The 15,639-nt window shown below is 54.2% G+C and carries 12 protein-coding genes; 9 read left to right on the forward strand and 3 right to left on the reverse strand.

All coding sequences use genetic code 11. The annotated features are described in order from the left end of the window. The first annotated feature begins 63 nt into the window (after positions 1-63). A complete protein-coding gene (locus tag ACFSSA_RS07210; RefSeq protein ID WP_386819705.1) occupies positions 64-2,220 on the forward strand; it encodes a glycoside hydrolase domain-containing protein in 2,157 nt (718 codons plus the stop codon). Positions 2,221-2,322: 102 nt separating this feature from the next. Then, positions 2,323-3,621 (forward strand): glycosyltransferase family 4 protein, encoded by a 1,299-nt coding sequence (locus ACFSSA_RS07215; RefSeq protein ID WP_386819707.1) that lies wholly within the window; start codon positions 2,323-2,325, stop codon positions 3,619-3,621. 67 nt (positions 3,622-3,688) lie between these two features. On the opposite strand, the gene ACFSSA_RS07220 is transcribed toward ACFSSA_RS07215, so the two are convergent. Then, a complete protein-coding gene (locus ACFSSA_RS07220; RefSeq protein WP_386819709.1) occupies positions 3,689-4,981 on the reverse strand; it encodes a mechanosensitive ion channel family protein in 1,293 nt (430 codons plus the stop codon). 127 nt (positions 4,982-5,108) lie between these two features. Here ACFSSA_RS07220 and ACFSSA_RS07225 point away from each other — a divergent pair, with 127 nt between their 5' ends. Together ACFSSA_RS07225 and ACFSSA_RS07230 are read left to right on the forward strand one after the other, a co-directional pair. After that, positions 5,109-6,902 carry a chloride channel protein gene (locus ACFSSA_RS07225; protein WP_386819711.1) on the forward strand — a complete coding sequence of 598 codons (1,794 nt, stop codon included), beginning with the start codon at positions 5,109-5,111 and terminating at the stop codon, positions 6,900-6,902. 69 nt (positions 6,903-6,971) lie between these two features. After that, complete coding sequence (locus ACFSSA_RS07230) at positions 6,972-7,214, forward strand: glutaredoxin family protein (RefSeq protein ID WP_386819713.1); 243 nt, start codon at positions 6,972-6,974, stop codon at positions 7,212-7,214. A gap of 95 nt (positions 7,215-7,309) precedes the next feature. On the opposite strand, the gene ACFSSA_RS07235 is transcribed toward ACFSSA_RS07230, so the two are convergent. Both ACFSSA_RS07235 and ACFSSA_RS07240 read right to left on the reverse strand, forming a co-directional pair. Then, the gene (locus ACFSSA_RS07235) at positions 7,310-8,389 is read right to left on the reverse strand and encodes a M42 family metallopeptidase (RefSeq protein WP_386819714.1); all 1,080 of its coding nucleotides are present in this window, start codon (positions 8,387-8,389) and stop codon (positions 7,310-7,312) included. Between the two features lie 84 nt (positions 8,390-8,473). Then, positions 8,474-8,647, reverse strand: a complete 174-nt coding sequence (locus ACFSSA_RS07240) for a zinc ribbon domain-containing protein (RefSeq protein WP_386819716.1) — start codon at positions 8,645-8,647, stop codon at positions 8,474-8,476. Positions 8,648-9,093: 446 nt separating this feature from the next. Between ACFSSA_RS07240 and ACFSSA_RS07245 the strand changes: the two genes are divergently transcribed. The 5 genes from ACFSSA_RS07245 to ACFSSA_RS07265 all read left to right on the forward strand — a co-directional run bounded on the left by ACFSSA_RS07245 (position 9,094) and on the right by ACFSSA_RS07265 (position 15,612). Continuing rightward, entirely contained in the window at positions 9,094-10,650 is a 1,557-nt protein-coding gene (locus ACFSSA_RS07245; protein ID WP_386819718.1) for a type I restriction-modification system subunit M, read from the forward strand. Beyond that, complete coding sequence (locus ACFSSA_RS07250) at positions 10,647-11,882, forward strand: restriction endonuclease subunit S (RefSeq protein ID WP_386819720.1); 1,236 nt, start codon at positions 10,647-10,649, stop codon at positions 11,880-11,882. The genes ACFSSA_RS07245 and ACFSSA_RS07250 overlap by 4 nt, the downstream gene beginning before the upstream one ends. Next, positions 11,869-12,252: a GxxExxY protein gene (locus ACFSSA_RS07255; protein ID WP_386819721.1), complete on the forward strand. Its 384-nt coding sequence runs from the start codon at positions 11,869-11,871 to the stop codon at positions 12,250-12,252. The genes ACFSSA_RS07250 and ACFSSA_RS07255 overlap by 14 nt, the downstream gene beginning before the upstream one ends. Positions 12,253-12,304: 52 nt before the next feature. After that, positions 12,305-15,403: a type I restriction endonuclease subunit R gene (locus tag ACFSSA_RS07260; protein ID WP_386819723.1), complete on the forward strand. Its 3,099-nt coding sequence runs from the start codon at positions 12,305-12,307 to the stop codon at positions 15,401-15,403. Between the two features lie 86 nt (positions 15,404-15,489). Beyond that, positions 15,490-15,612, forward strand: coding sequence for a type I restriction enzyme endonuclease domain-containing protein (locus ACFSSA_RS07265; RefSeq protein WP_386819874.1), 123 nt, complete (start codon positions 15,490-15,492; stop codon positions 15,610-15,612). Positions 15,613-15,639: the final 27 nt, after the last annotated feature.

A 15,639-nucleotide genomic window follows, 5' to 3' on the forward strand; every position in this document is an offset into this window, starting at 1 on the left:
CGTTGCCAGAGAATTTTTGGATTGGTCTGCCAGATGCTAGGTAGCGCAGGGACTGATATGGCTATGATAGAGAAACCCAATGAATTACCGAATGTCGCACAAGTGGATCCATTTTTGGGAAATGCCGAGTCGGATCTACCTTCACCGGAGGGAATTGCCGCGACCTGGTGGTGTGCCAAACCACCGGTGGGGAACACCCATCCGGGTGCGTCATTGCCGTTTGGAATGGTTTCCGCATGTGCCTATTCGGGAGCATATGTCACCGGATACGGTCGCTACGGGCTTTCGCTCAGCGGAGATTCACCTCCGGTGATGTATGGGGAGAAGGAGGCTCTGGGAATCGCCCATTTCCAGCAATCCGGCACCGGGCGGATCCGGATGTATTATAATTACCTACTCACCACGCCATTGGTGGATGGCTATCTGGAGGCCCGCACGGAGCGGCAAAAGCTTGTCGATGAAAGGGCATGGCCTGGATTCTATGGAGGACGGTTTGAAAAATCCGGCATCCGGTTCGAGGTCGTCGCGACGGAGAAGGGCGTGAGACATCGCTATGATTTTCCGACGGGAGTCGAGCCGGGAGTGGTGGTGGATCTATCCGCAGGCGGTCTTTTGATTGATGAAATGAGGACCTATCCGCAATGGGCGGAGGTGGATATTCTTGAAGATGGGTCCATATGCGGACAAGTGCTCATGGAGGGGATACCGATAAAATTCCGCTGTCACTGTGAAGGAGCCGAAGCTTTCCTCTGGGAAGAGGATGACGAGATCGATAGCCAGGGTTATGTCCTTTCGCTTGAGCGTCAGAAGAACCGGCCAGCGTTCGGTTTCGGCTTCCGCGCGGAGGGCGTGAGCCGTTTGGAACTATCGTTTGGATTTTCCCTGAGGTCCTATGAGCGGGCGAAGATGGCGACAGAGAGTAGTTTGAGCCTTGAGGAGGCTGCAATTGCGGCGGCGGCGAAATGGGAGGACGTGTTGACAAAAATCGAAGTCAGCGGGGGAACAAAAGAGCAGCAGGAGATATTCAAAACGGCTGTTTATCACTCTTGTCTGAAGCCTGCCGACTTCAGCGATGAGAATCCCTTTTCCGCCAAAGACGGACCTTTCTTCTTTGATCTGTCGACGCTCTGGGATGCCTACAAGACCCAGCTTCCGCTGATGATGACTTTATGGCCCGAGCGAGGAAGTGCATTTGTGGAATTTCTCTGTGAGGTGGCGGAGCGGGAAGGGGGATTTCCTGTCAGCTACCTGATGGATAATGTGCCGGATCGGTTCACAAAACAAGCGACCGGCTTATGTCATGCGATTCTAGAGGACGCCCGGTGCAGGGGAATCGAGGCGGATTGGGATCGGGTTCTGGCGTTGTTGTGGAAAACCAGCCAGAGCGGGAAAGGCAGGAAAGGTCGATTTGGTGAATATGCGAGAAGCTTTTTGGCCACGCCGCTCTCTCACACTCTGGACATCTCCTATGCGCACTTCTGCATGGCACGCATGGCGCGGAGCCTGGGGCACCAGGTGATCCACGACAAGGCCGCCGCGCTTTCGGTTCATTGGAGAAATGCATTTGATCCTGAAACAGGACTACTCCGGGAAGACTCAACGTATTACGAGGGAGAAAACTGGAACTATTCGTTCCGCTTTCTTCACGAAATGTCGGAGCGCATTGGGTTGGCCGGGGGAGCCAAGTCGTTCGTTTCCCTGCTGGATAAGTTCTTCGGTTTCTCAGAAGCGGGACATGGGGAGCGTTTGTTCCGGTTCGAGGGATTGAACAACGAGCCGGATATGGAGGCTCCCTACGCTTACATCTATGCCGGCCGACATGACAGGACGGCAAAAGTGGTGCGCCGGGTAATGCAATGCCAGTTTACAACAGGTATTGGGGGTTTGCCCGGGAATGACGATTCCGGAGGGTTATCCTCATGGTATGCGTGGAGCGCATGTGGGTTGTTTCCCGTCTGCGGCCAGGCGGTGATTCTGATTGGTAGTCCGTTGTTTGATACAGCCGTATTCCATCTTCGTTCCGGTGATTTCCGTGTGGTCGCAGAAGACAACTCCACCGACAATATTTTCATCAAAGAAGCTTATCTGAATAATCGTAAAATAAATCGCGGATGGCTTAAAATGAGCGAGTTCATGGCAGGAGGTGAGCTGCGGTTGGTCATGAGTGCTAAAGCCTCCGATTTTGCAACGGAAGCCTTGCCACCGAGCTTTGCCCCGTAGTCGATTCAATCGACCGTTCCATCAGAAGGATAGGCTTTCTGTGATCGTGATCGAGGGGTTGGCATACGAACTGCCCTACAGGGGTGAATCCCAATAAATGCCATGTTATTCACACCACCAGAATGCCCTGTCCAAAATGCAATTTTCCTAGTTCGCGCGGATCCCATCATCTGCGGTCATTCCACAGAGGCCAGAAACCTCGCTGAGGCAGCATTGGCGATGGGAATGAAAAATGTCCACATCGTGAGCTACCCACTGGAGACCTTGGAGCAAAGTTCCCTTCCTCTCAAAGATCCTTCCAGCATCACCCCATATTCCCGGGGGATCAGTATGGACCGCCCGGAGCCTCTCGGGGATTATAAAGTTTTAGACGGACGGCTAGGTCTCGGCATCGGAGGTCATCTTGTGGATCTTCTTCATAGCTTACCCGGAAAGACCATGCTGATGGATCTCTATCTGGTGCCGCATGGGACGATGGTCATGCAAGCGGTCAACAGTTTCAGAAACAGCGGAACGAAGGCCGACGTTTTTACGATCGGGGAAGCGGTGGGCTCGGATATCACAAACATCGTCGGAAACGCTCTCGCAGAGGACAGGCTGGGCGCCGCTCAACTAGTGCTTTCAAATTATCTGGAACACGATCACCCCGTGGCCGTCAGTCGTTTTACCAAGGATCTGATTGTCGAGGCCGGGCGTAAAGTCGATGCCCGGCTGGGGACGAATTTTACCGGGCAACTCGAAAGACGGGTGGGTATCAGTTTTCCTGCGATTCATACAAACGATTATTTGAATCTCGATCAGCGATCGGCAGAAGTGGACGGACTCCTTGCCAAACGTGGTCTCTCCCGTGATGGCTACGTGATGTTCCTCTCCAGAATCGCGCCAGCCAAGGGTGTGGATGATCTGATAGAAGCATGGCGGGATTGCGATCTGCGGGGGCGCAAAAAGCTAGTGATCTGTGGCAACGGCCCGGCAAAGCAGAAGATCCGTGAGGAGACAGCTGGAATGGAGGATGTGATGATCCTGGATGATGTCAGCGATGTGGAAAAAGGTCCGCTTATGAACGGTTGTTTTGCCTGGTGTTTGCCGAGCAAGCCGAAAACAGAATTTGTCGAAACGTTCGGTATTGCCGTTGCGGAAAAAATGCTGGCCGGCGGTCTGGGTCCGGTGATTACCACCCGCACCGGCGGCATCCCGGAAGCGAGCGGCGGTTATTGCCTTGAGCACGAGGCCGGGAATGTGAATGAGCTCCGCAGCTGTCTCAATCGTGCCGGTGGCATGAGCCATGCGGAACGGATGAAACTCTCCGAAAACGCCCGGAGATTCGCGCTTCAGTTTGATCGGGTGCAGATTCTCGAACGACTGATTGAAAAGGCGGTTGGCTGCTCCCACGCCGCCTAGCGCGAAGGGACCGCCAGAATAAAGAAACGCTCCCACCCTCGCGGGCGGGAGCATGGATCGAAGTCTATCAGGCCCCGGTTTCCTGCTTTCCAGCGGCTTCCGCTGCAGCGGGCTGGATTGTGTGCAGATGCACATCTGTCTGCGGATACGGGATGCTGATTCCTGCGGCATCAAATTCTTTTTTGACCCGCTTGGTGATATCCCAGTAAACGGTCCAGTGATCCGAGGTTTTGGCCCACGGGCGACAGATGAAATTCACCGAGGAGTCGGCAAGCTCGTGCAGATGGATGGCGGGAGCCGGCGTTTCCAGAACTAGCTCATGTTCCGCGACGATCCGCTCAAGAATTTCCTGGGCTTTATCGGAATCGTCATCGTAGCCGATGCCGAAGGTCATGTCCACGCGCCGGGTCGGCATGCCGGTAATATTGGTGATCGTCTCGCCCCAGACCTTTTTATTGGGAATGAGAACTTTCTGGTTATCGAAGGTGCGGATTGTGGTGCTGACCAGACTGACGCTGTCCACCGAGCCTGAGACGCTGCCCAGCTCAACCGCATCGCCGACATCGAAAGGACGATAGATGATCAGCATAATACCGCTCGCAAAGTTGCTGAGTGTATCCTGCAGGGCGAATGCGAGAATAAATGCGCCACCTCCGATCAGGGCCAGTGCGGCACCAACATTCACGCCGACCGTGCCGAGCGCGACGATGAGCCCGATCGCCAGGATGATGCGGCGGCTCATCTTGTTTACGAAAACTTTGAGCAGAGAGGAAAAGTGCGGTTGTTTTTCAATCGCCCGTTTGATCAGTTTGCTGGCGAAGATGGAGACAATCCAGAACAAGACAATCACACCGACGAACTGGCATGCCTGGATCACCATTTGAATGCCGCCATCCCGTGAAGTGAACCAGCTGTTGAAAGCGTGCACGCGGGAGCTGACATCGTTGACCCCGGTTTTGATTCCTTTCACTGCGGAGATATACTTTCTGCCGGGCTCGGGATCGCCACCCTTGATCTCGTAGGCATCGAGAACCAACTCGGCGCGTTGGATAATCGCGGCTTTCTCATCCCGCAGGCCGGCCAATCTCGCACTGTTTTCCGCGCTATCGCCTTCGCCCTGGATCTGCTGGATTTCCAGATCGGCGATCGCCTGCGCTTTTTCCTTGAGGACTGCCTGCCAGCTTTTTGCTTCCTCCTCGATTTCCTCTTTGGTCATCGGGTCGAGCAAAAGCGAAAGAACGTCTTTGGAAATTTTCAGGTTGATTTCTCTCGGCGTAGTTTGGTTCTCGGTTTCCTGTGCAAAAAGCGGAAGCACAAGACATGCGAGCAGTGCTAGAAGAATAGAAAGGTGGCGTGTCATGAAGCTCCACCCTGCAACAGAATGGCCGCAGGTCAAGTGGGGCGGGGGCAAACGCTATGAATTTTTCCCACCCGATGGAAAGGCGTGCTGGTCAATTGTTGGCCCCCGTGATACCGCGTGGAGCTAGATGCTTGAGACGACGAAGAAAACGCTCCCCGACTGGATGCGAAACCGCTTGAACGATGCCCAACGATTTCTCGTTCTCTGTGTGCTGGCGGGTTTCTTGTGTGGCCTGGCTGCGGTGGCGTTTCATTTTTCGATCCATCACCTCTTCGAGTGGCTATGGGAGCAGGCGGAGGAGCGGGATCCGCTTTGGTTCGCGGCCACACTTCTCGCCGCCCCGACCCTTGCGGGCCTGCTCGTGGGGCTGACTGTGCGCTACGTGGCGCCGGAAGCGGCTGGCAGCGGTATCCCGCAGACGAAAGCCGCTTACTATAACAAAGGCGGGAAAATCTCGGGGAAATCCGGCATTTTCCGTTTCATTCTCGGCTCACTCTACGTGGGCCTCGGCAACAGTCTCGGCCGTGAGGGGCCAACGGTCCACGTCTGTGCGGCGATCTCATCGCGCATCGGTCGCTGGGCTTTCAATGATCCAGCCCGTGTGCAGTCGATGCTTCCTGTCGGCATGGCAGCGGGTATTGCCGCGGCCTTCAATGCCCCGCTCTCTGCTCTGACCTTTGTCTTTGAAGAGCTCCTGGATAATTTCTCGATGAAAGCCCTCGGCGGGATGGTCATCGCCGTTGTCGTGGCTGCAGCCGTCTCGCGCACCTTGATCGGTGAGGATCCGGTGCTGACGGCTCGCATTGCGGAGGATTATAAAACGTCCGCTTGGATGTTGGTCGCGTTGCCACTTGGGCTGGCGGCGGGTGTCATCGGCCACTTGTTTGTCTGGAGCACATTAAACCTGCGGAAGTGGTTTCAAACGCGGCAGGTGCTGCCATCCTGGATCAGTCCGGCAGCGGGTGGCCTCTCCTGCGGCCTGCTCGGCCTGGCAGCCTTTTACTTCACGGGACATCTCGGAAATGCCCAGAACTCTGTCTTCAGCATCGGTTACCAGAGCCTCGAAGCCGCTTTCGAGAACCGTCTTTCGGTCGGGATCATCGCTACCCTGCTCATTGCGAAGTTTCTCGCTGTGGTCATCAATTACGCTTCCGGTGGCTCCGGTGGTTTGTTTTCGCCGACGCTTTTTCTTGGCGGCATGCTTGGCGGCCTGATCGGTGTCGGCCTTGTCGATCTCCAGCAGATCAGTGCGTTGATTCCTGCTTTCCCGAGCGACCCGAAAGTCATCGGTGGCTGTGTCTTGCTCGGCATGGGGGCGATGTTTGCCGCAGTCGTGCGTTGCCCGTTCACCTCGCTGATTATCATCTTTGAAATGACGGGAAATTACTCGCTCATCCTGCCTTTGATGGCTGGCAATATGCTCGCCTGGCAGATCGCGAAGCACCTGCAACCTGTCAGCATGTATAGCTCGCTTCTGCTCCAAGATGGAATCTCGCTCCGGTCGCTTCCGGCCTATCGTGGTGCGCAGGATTATCGCAAGCTACCTGTTCAATCGATTATGACCCACGAGGTCTTTTCCCTGCAGGCATCGCACAAGCCAGCGGATGTTCTCAAGCAGATCACTGCGGAAAACAAAAAATTCCACGCCTATCCTGTAGTCGATGAGAACAACCTTCTTGTCGGCATCATCACCAAGCACGAAATCGCCGAAAACATCCTGAGGGACTCGCTTCAGGAAATTGTCGAAGGCAGGGAAATTGTCTCCGTGAGCATCGATACATCCATCCGGGATGCGGCCAATCAAATGATCGTCCGGAATTTCCAGCAAGTTCCAGTCGTTAGCCAGGCAGAGAAAAACAAGCTACTTGGTTGGCTCACGCTAAATGACATCGCCCGCCAGCAGAATGCGGCTGAAGGCTAGGCTTTCGGGAAACACTTGTTTGAAAAAACTAGAAGTTGCGCCCGCTTTCCTTTCAGGCACATTTCCAGCATGTCAGACAGCAGAATCCTTTATGTGAAAAATGGTTGCCCATGGTGTAGCGAAGTCGAGCACTACCTGGATAAAAACAACATCACGGTGAAAAAAGTCGTCGTCTCCGGCGACCGCGAAGCGATGCAGGAAATGATCGATCTCTCGGGCCAGAGCAAGGCGCCGACGATGAATTGGGACGGAGAAGTTCTCGCGGACTTCGGCGTCGATGAGCTGGTTCCCTTCCTCGAAGGAAAAGTCTAGGCGCTCATCCGCTTCGGCCGATTCAATATTTTGGAAAAAAGAAAAGGCACCTGCGGGTGCCTTTTCTGATTAGCTGGATGTATCTACTGAAACATTCAATCGAGCGACTGATGGAAATTGTCCGTATCCTTCACCGAGAGAACAAACGCCTGTAGGAGCTGGATAGTGGCCTCAATGTCATCGAGGTGAGCGGTCTCCACAACTGAATGCATGCAGCGCAGCGGAGTGGAGATCAGTGCGGACGGGACACCCTCCCGGGAAGTGAAGATCTTGTCGGTATCAGTTCCGGAAAAACGGCTGGAGGACTCGTGCTGGATATCGATTTTCTCTTTTTCTGAAATCTCCAACAGACGTTTGATGATCAGCGGATGATTGCACGTCCCGTGGGTGAGGGAAGGGCCCTTGCCTAGCTTCACCAGGCCGAACTTCGCTGGATCGATTCCCGGTGTGTCGGTGGCGTGGGTCACATCCAGGCACAGACACATATCCGGCTTGAGGCGGTAAGTCGCCATCAGCGCGCCGTGTCCGCCGATCTCTTCTTGGATCGCATTGAGGCAGACGAGCGTGACTGCTGGTTTTTTGCCGGAGGCGGCGATGCGTTTCATCACCTGGGCAATGATGTAGGAGCCGAGCCGGTTATCCAGCGCACGGGAAATCAATCGCTTGTGGGCGAGCTCCGCAGGACCGTCCTGATTCACCATAGGATGACCTACGCGCAATCCCATCTCCGCGACTTCCTTGGCATTGGATGCGCCGACATCCACCCACAGATCGTGGACAGCCGGGGATTTCTCGCTACCCAGCTCATCGCGGCGAAGATGGATCGCCGTATTGCCGATAATGCCGGAGACGGTTCCCTTGTCGCCGAGGATGTGAACCCGGCGTCCCCGTGCCGTCGCCGCGTCCGAGCCACCCACGCGATCGATTCGCAGGAAGCCTTTGTCATCGATGTGCTTGATGATGTAACCGATCTCGTCCGCATGCGCCTCAAGCATGACGATCTTCTTCGATTTCCCCTCGAGCGTGGCCCAGGTGGAGCCGTATGCATCGCACTCCACGGAGGTCGCGATCGGTTTAAGATAATTCGCCCATACCCGCTGCCCGGGCATCTCAAATCCCGTTGGTGAGGGTGTTTCTAGTAGATTGAATAGAAATTCCTTATCGGCTTTTTTCATATAGTGAAATTCAACCGCCCTGTTGCCAACTCGCAAAGGAAGAATGCAGAAAAATTTCCCACGGGTTGGAAACCCCGGGAATCTCTATTCGTCCAATCCCTGCGCATAAATATCCTCGGAGGAATTCAGAATGATCAACATCGGCCTGCAGCAAACCTCGCAATCGTAATCATACTCCGTTGGCATCTCTGGCTCCGGCGGAACCGCAATCTCGAAGGATTCGAAACAGGTCGGGCAGGTGACTGGATAAGTGTCCATGGTAATAGTTGGCAAAGGCGGTGGAATCAGCCGAAGGGAACCAACCACCTCAGGCCGGTCACGGATACCATGCCACCCGGACATCCTATCCGGAAAGCCAGTTCCGTGGAAATAGAATTCATTGCCATGAACTCATGATCCCCCGGGCTTTTGAGTGATCGATTCGTTATGTTTTTTAATATACCCAATTCAAATATCTTACAAAGAGCTGCTAGCGTTAAACGGTCGGGCTGGGCTTGAACGGGTAAAATACGGGTGTCTCGCTTGCCGGTCCATAGTATCCCTACATGATTCTACCGGATTTGATCTATTCTCCCTTCAATTTTTTCTATCATTCCTCCATTATGTGCAAAGGTTGGACGTTTCTATATTCTTATTTTTTTACTTCCGGTTAAAGGAGAGTTGGATAGAAAGCGACCCACTACTACCTTTTCGAGAAATAATAAATGACAAGCATCCAACAACGCGCCGCGCTCCAGCGGCAGATCTGGCAAATTGCCAACGACGTCCGAGGATCGGTCGATGGCTGGGACTTCAAGCAATACGTCCTCGGCACCCTCTTCTACCGCTTCATTAGCGAAAACTTCGCCGCCTACATCGAGGCCGGTGATCCGGACATCGATTATGCGGAACTGGACGACAGCGTCATCACGCCGGAGATCAAGGACGATGCCATCAAGACCAAGGGCTACTTCATCTACCCCAGCCAGCTCTTTTCCAAGGTTCTCGCGACCGCAAACACCAACGCGAGCCTGAACACCGATCTCGCCGCAATCTTTTCGGCCATCGAAAGTTCCGCCAACGGCTACCCCTCGGAGCAGGACATCAAGGGCTTGTTCGCGGACTTCGACACCACGAGCAACCGCCTCGGCAACACCGTCAAAGACAAAAACCTCCGCCTCGCCGCCGTGCTCACGCGTGTCGGTGAAATGGACTTCGGCAATTTCGAAGAGAGCCAGATCGACTACTTTGGCGACGCCTACGAGTTCCTCATCTCCAATTACGCCGCCAACGCAGGCAAATCCGGAGGCGAGTTCTTCACGCCAACCCACGTCTCCCAGCTCATCGCCCAACTGGCGATGCACAAGCAGACCAGCGTCAACAAGATCTACGACCCCGCCGCCGGTTCCGGCTCCTTGCTGCTCCAGGCCAAGAAGCACTTCGACGCCCACATCATCGAGGACGGCTTCTTCGGGCAGGAAATCAACCACACCACCTACAACCTGGCGCGGATGAACATGTTCCTGCACAACATCAACTACGACAAGTTCAACATCCAGCTCGGCAACACCCTCACCGATCCCCACTTCCTCGGCGACAAGCCCTTCGATGCCATCGTCTCCAATCCGCCCTATTCCGTGAAATGGAAAGGCAGCGACGACCCCACCCTCATCAACGACGATCGCTTCGCTCCCGCCGGGGTGCTCGCCCCCAAGTCGAAGGCGGACTTCGCCTTCGTCCTCCATGCCCTCAGCTACCTCTCCGCCAAGGGGCGCGCCGCCATCGTCTGCTTCCCCGGCATCTTTTACCGTGGCGGTGCCGAGCAAAAGATCCGCCAATACCTGGTAGACAACAACTACGTGGAGACCGTCATCTCCCTCGCGCCCAATCTCTTCTTCGGCACCACCATCGCGGTCAATATCCTCGTGCTCTCCAAGCACAAGCCCGACACCAAGACCCAGTTCATCGACGCCAGCGCCCTTTTCAAAAAGGAGACGAACAACAACGTGCTCACCGAAAAGCACATCGAGCGGATCATGGAGGTCTTCGACAGCAAGGAGAACGCGGAACACTTCGCCGTTTCCGTCGATCACCCCACCGTCGCCGAAAAGGACTACAACCTCTCCGTCAGCACCTACGTCGAAGCCAAGGATACCCGCGAGGTCGTGGACATTGCCGAGCTGAATGCGGAATTGGCCACCACCGTCTCCAAGATCGACCGCTTGCGGGCGGACATTGATGCCATTATCGCGGAAATTGAGGGAGAGGAGGCCGAGTCATGAGCGACTCAAGTTACTTGGAAAACCTGCTTGATGGCGTCGAAGTGGAGTGGAAGCCGCTGGGGGAGGTTGTGGATTATGAGCAACCCACTAAATATTTGGTGACATCAAAAACCTATAATGACGAATTCGATCTGCCAGTGCTCACCGCTGGAAAGACCTTCATTTTGGGTTACACGAATGAAACCACAGGGATTTGTGAGGCTTCGAACAGACCTGTTATTATTTTCGACGATTTCACAACCGCGAACAAATGGGTCGATTTCGATTTTAAGGTTAAATCATCGGCAATGAAGATGCTGAAGTCTTCAGATGAGTCTTCATATAGTCTAAAATACGTTTACTACTGGTTGAATACCCTACCAAGCGGGCTTGTTGACGGCGATCACAAGCGTCAGTGGATTGGCAATTATTCCAATAAGACAATCCCGATCCCACCCCTGCACGTCCAAAAAGAAATCGTCCGCATTCTGGACACCTTCACCGAGCTGACCACCGAGCTGACCACCGAGCTGACCACCGAGCTGACCAACCGGAAAAAACAATACGACCACTACCGCGACCGATTGCTCAGCTTTGAAGACGGGGATGTGGAGTGGAAGACGTTAGGGGAGACGGGTGAATTCATTAGAGGCAAGCGGTTTACTAAAGCTGATTATGTGGATAAAGGGGTGGCTGTCATTCATTATGGCGAGATTTACACACACTACGGTGTCTTTGCATCCAGTGCTATTTCACAAGTGCGCCCAGAAATGGCATCGTCATTACGCTACGCGGAACCAGGGGACGTTGTAATGGCAGGCGTGGGTGAAACCGTTGAGGATGTCGGTAAAGCAGTTGCATGGCTAGGACAGGGAAAAGTAGCGATTCATGATGACAGCTATGCTTTCCGCCATTCGATGAATCCAAAATATTTATCTTACTACATGCAAACCGCCAAATTTATTTCCGAAAAGGAAAAACACGTGAGTCAGGGCAAGATGAAAAGACTCTTGATTAATGGTGTTTCGAAAGTCCGCATACCCATACCTCACCCAGAATCTCCTGAGAAATCACTCGCTGAACAGGAGCGCATCGTCGCCATCCTCGACAAGTTCGACACGCTCACCCACTCCATCAGCGAGGGCTTGCCGCGCGAGATCGAGCTGCGGCAGAAGCAATACGCCTATTACCGCGATCTGCTGCTGAGCTTCCCAAAACCCGAAGAGAAAGGAACCACGAATGAACGCCAATAAACACGAATTATTGTTTAAGGAAGAGGTCTTCCAGATTGTGGGTTGTGCCATGGAGGTTTTGAATACGCTGGGGCATGGGTTGTTGGAAAAGCCGTATGAGAATGCTCTGGTGGTGGAGTTCAAGCTGCGCGGCATTCCGTGGGCACAGCAGCCACGCTTTCCCGTGATCTACAAGTCAGTGAATGTCGGTGAATACATTCCCGACCTGATCGCCTTTGACTCAATCATTGTGGATGCCAAAACCATTGAAAAAATCGGAAACAACGAAAGAGCCCAAATCATCAATTACCTTAAAATCATCGGGCTGCGGGTAGGAGTCATCCTAAATTTCAAGCACGCCAAACTCGAATGGGAGCGCATTGTCTTATGAAATCCATTCGTGAAAATTCGTGTCCATTCGTGGTTAAAAATTCTCCTTCACAATGATCGAATACAAAACCATCGCCGAGACCAACCGCTTCATCGTTCTTGATCGATACGTCAAGGATTTGAAGCTCATGGAGTCCTACCAAAGCGAGGATGCCTTGGAGCGCGAGCTGATTCAAGATCTCGAAGACCTCGGTTACACCTTCGAGCGCGAGCTGAACACGCCGGCAAAACTCCTCGCCAACGCCCGCATCCAGCTCCAAAGCCTCAACAATGTCCAGTTCACCGAATCGGAGTGGAGGCGCTTCGTCGAGACCTACCTCGACCGCCCGAGCGACCACATCGTGGAAAAGACCCGCAAGATCCACGATGATTACATCCACGATTTCGTTTTCGATGACGGGCACATCCAGAACATCTACCTGCTCGACAAGAAAAACGTGCTGCGCAACACCTGCCAGGTCATCCGGCAGTTCGAGCAAAGCGGCAGCCATTCCAACCGATACGATGTAACCATCCTCGTAAACGGCTTGCCCCTCGTGCAAGTGGAGCTGAAAAAGCGCGGGGTCGCCATCCGCGAGGCCTTCAACCAAGTTCACCGCTACAGCAAGGAGAGCTTCAACAGCGAGCATTCGCTTTTCAAGTTCCTGCAGCTGTTCGTCATCTCCAATGGCACGGATACCCGCTACTTCGCCAACACCACCCAGCGCAACAAGAACAGCTTCGACTTCACGATGCACTGGGCGATGAAGGACAATTCGCTGATCAAGGATTTGAAGGACTTCACCGCGACTTTCTGCGAGAAGCGCACCCTACTCAAGGTGCTGCTACAGTATTCGGTCTTTGATGTCAGCGATACACTGCTTGTAATGCGTCCCTACCAGATCGCCGCGACCGAGCGCATCCTGCAAAAGATCATCAGCTCGTATGAATCGAAGAACTGGAGCAAGCCGGAAAGCGGAGGCTACATATGGCACACCACCGGATCGGGCAAGACGCTCACCAGCTTCAAAGCTGCGCGTCTGGCGACCGAACTGGACTTCATCGACAAGGTGTTTTTCGTCGTGGATCGCAAGGATCTGGATTACCAGACGATGAAGGAATACCAGCGCTTCTCGCCGGACAGCGTGAACGGCTCGGACAGCACCGCCGCCCTCAAGCGCAACCTGCAGAAGGACGACAACAAGATCATCGTCACCACCATCCAGAAGCTGAACAACCTGATGAAAACCGAGGCTTCGCTGCCGGTTTATGGCCAGCAGGTGGTGTTCATCTTTGACGAGTGCCACCGCAGTCAGTTCGGTGAGGCGCAAGCCAACCTGCAAAAGAAGTTCAAGCGGTTCTACCAGTTCGGCTTCACCGGAACGCCCATTTTCCCGGAGAACGCCAGCGGTGCGGAGACCACCGCCAGCGTGTTTGGCCGCGAGCTGCACTCCTACGTCATCACCGATGCCATCCGCGATGAAAAGGTGCTCAAATTCAAGGTGGACTACAACGACGTGCGCCCGCGCTTCAAGGCCATCGAAACCGAACAGGACACGGAAAAACTCAACGCCGCCGAGAACCGCCAAGCCCTGCTGCACCCGGATCGGATCAAGGAGATCAGCCAATACATCCTCAACAACTACCGCCAAAAGACCCACCGCCTGCAAGCGGGCGGCAAGGGCTTCAACGCCATGTTCGCGGTGAGCAGCGTGGACGCCGCAAAACTCTACTACGAGACCTTCAAATCCCTGCAAAGCGAGAGTGAGCGGCCTCTCAAGGTGGCCACGATCTTTTCCTTCGCCCCCAATGAGGAGCAGGAAGCTATCGGCACGATCCCCGATGAGAGCTTCGAAGTCTCCGCCATGAACAGCAGCGCCAAGGAGTTCCTGAACGCGGCGATCGCCGACTACAACGGGTTTTTCAAAACCAATTTCGGTGTCGATAGCAACGGCTTCCAGAATTATTACCGTGACCTCGCCCAGCGTGTGAAGCGGCAGGAAGTGGACTTGCTGATCGTGGTCGGCATGTTCCTCACCGGCTTCGACGCACCGACGCTCAACACCTTGTTCGTCGATAAAAACCTGCGCTACCACGGCCTGATCCAGGCATACTCCCGCACCAACCGCATCTACGACGCCACCAAGACTTTCGGAAACATCATCACCTTCCGCGATCTGGAGCAGGCGACCATCGACGCGATTACTTTGTTCGGCGATGCCAATACCAAGAACGTTGTTCTAGAGAAGAGCTACAAGGAATACATGGAGGGCTTCACCGAAGTGGCCACTGGTGAGGCGCGACGCGGCTTCGTCGAGGTGGTCGCGGAGCTGAAAGAACGTTTTCCCGATCCGGCGGCCATCGAGAAAGAAGCCGACAAAAAGACTTTCACGAAACTTTTCGGGGAATATCTGAAGATCGAGAACGCGCTCCAGAACTTCGATGAATTTGTCAGTCTGAAAGACTGGCAACAGGTCGATCCGGCTGATGCAGAGGCCGTCGATGCCTTCAAGGCGCAGCATTATCTGAGCGATGAGGATCTCGAAAACATCAAGGCGACCGAGGTGCTGCCGGATCGCAAGGTTCAGGACTACCGTTCCACCTACAACGACATCCGCGACTGGTTGCGGCGCGAGAAAGAGGGCAAAGAGAAAGAGAAAAGCACGGTGGATTGGGATGACGTGGTCTTTGAGATCGACCTGCTAAAATCGCAGGAGATCAACCTGGATTACATCCTCGAACTAATCTTCGAGAAGAACCAGAAGCTGAAGGACAAGGGTGCCTTGATCGAAGACGTCCGCCGGGTAATTCGCGCCAGCATCGGGAACCGCGCCAAGGAGAGTCTGGTGGTCGATTTCATTAATCAGGCCGATCTGGATCAATTCCGCGAGAAAACGAGCATCATCGAAGCGTTCTTCGCCTACGCCCAAACGGAGCAGAAGCGTGAAGCTGAATCCCTCATCCAAGCCGAAAGCCTAAACGAAGAAGCCGCCAAGCGCTATCTTCTCACCTCGCTGAAGCGGGAATACGCCAGCGAGAACGGCACCGAACTCAACAGCATCCTGCCCAAGATGAGTCCGCTGAATCCCAAGTATCTCACCATGAAGCAAAGCGTTTTCCAGAAAATCGCCGCCTTTGTTGAAAAGTTCAAAGGCGTGGGTGGGGATATTTGAGATTCGGGGCGCATCAAGGGCGGCGACACATTACGGCTTCCGGGATTTCACTAGTCCGCTGAAGTTTGTCACCGCTGCGCGAAAGTATGCGGGCGAGGATCAAGGTGACGGTGAAGCGGATACCGATTAAATACCGCTACCTACCGGATCTCCAGGAGGACGCGGTGAAGACAATGCTGGCGCAGGCGGAGTTGTTTTGCGCGGAGTAGGTTTGAACAAGAACAAAGCGGCGGAAT

Source organism: Luteolibacter algae (genome assembly GCF_042683045.1).
Lineage (GTDB): Bacteria > Verrucomicrobiota > Verrucomicrobiia > Verrucomicrobiales > Akkermansiaceae > Luteolibacter > Luteolibacter algae.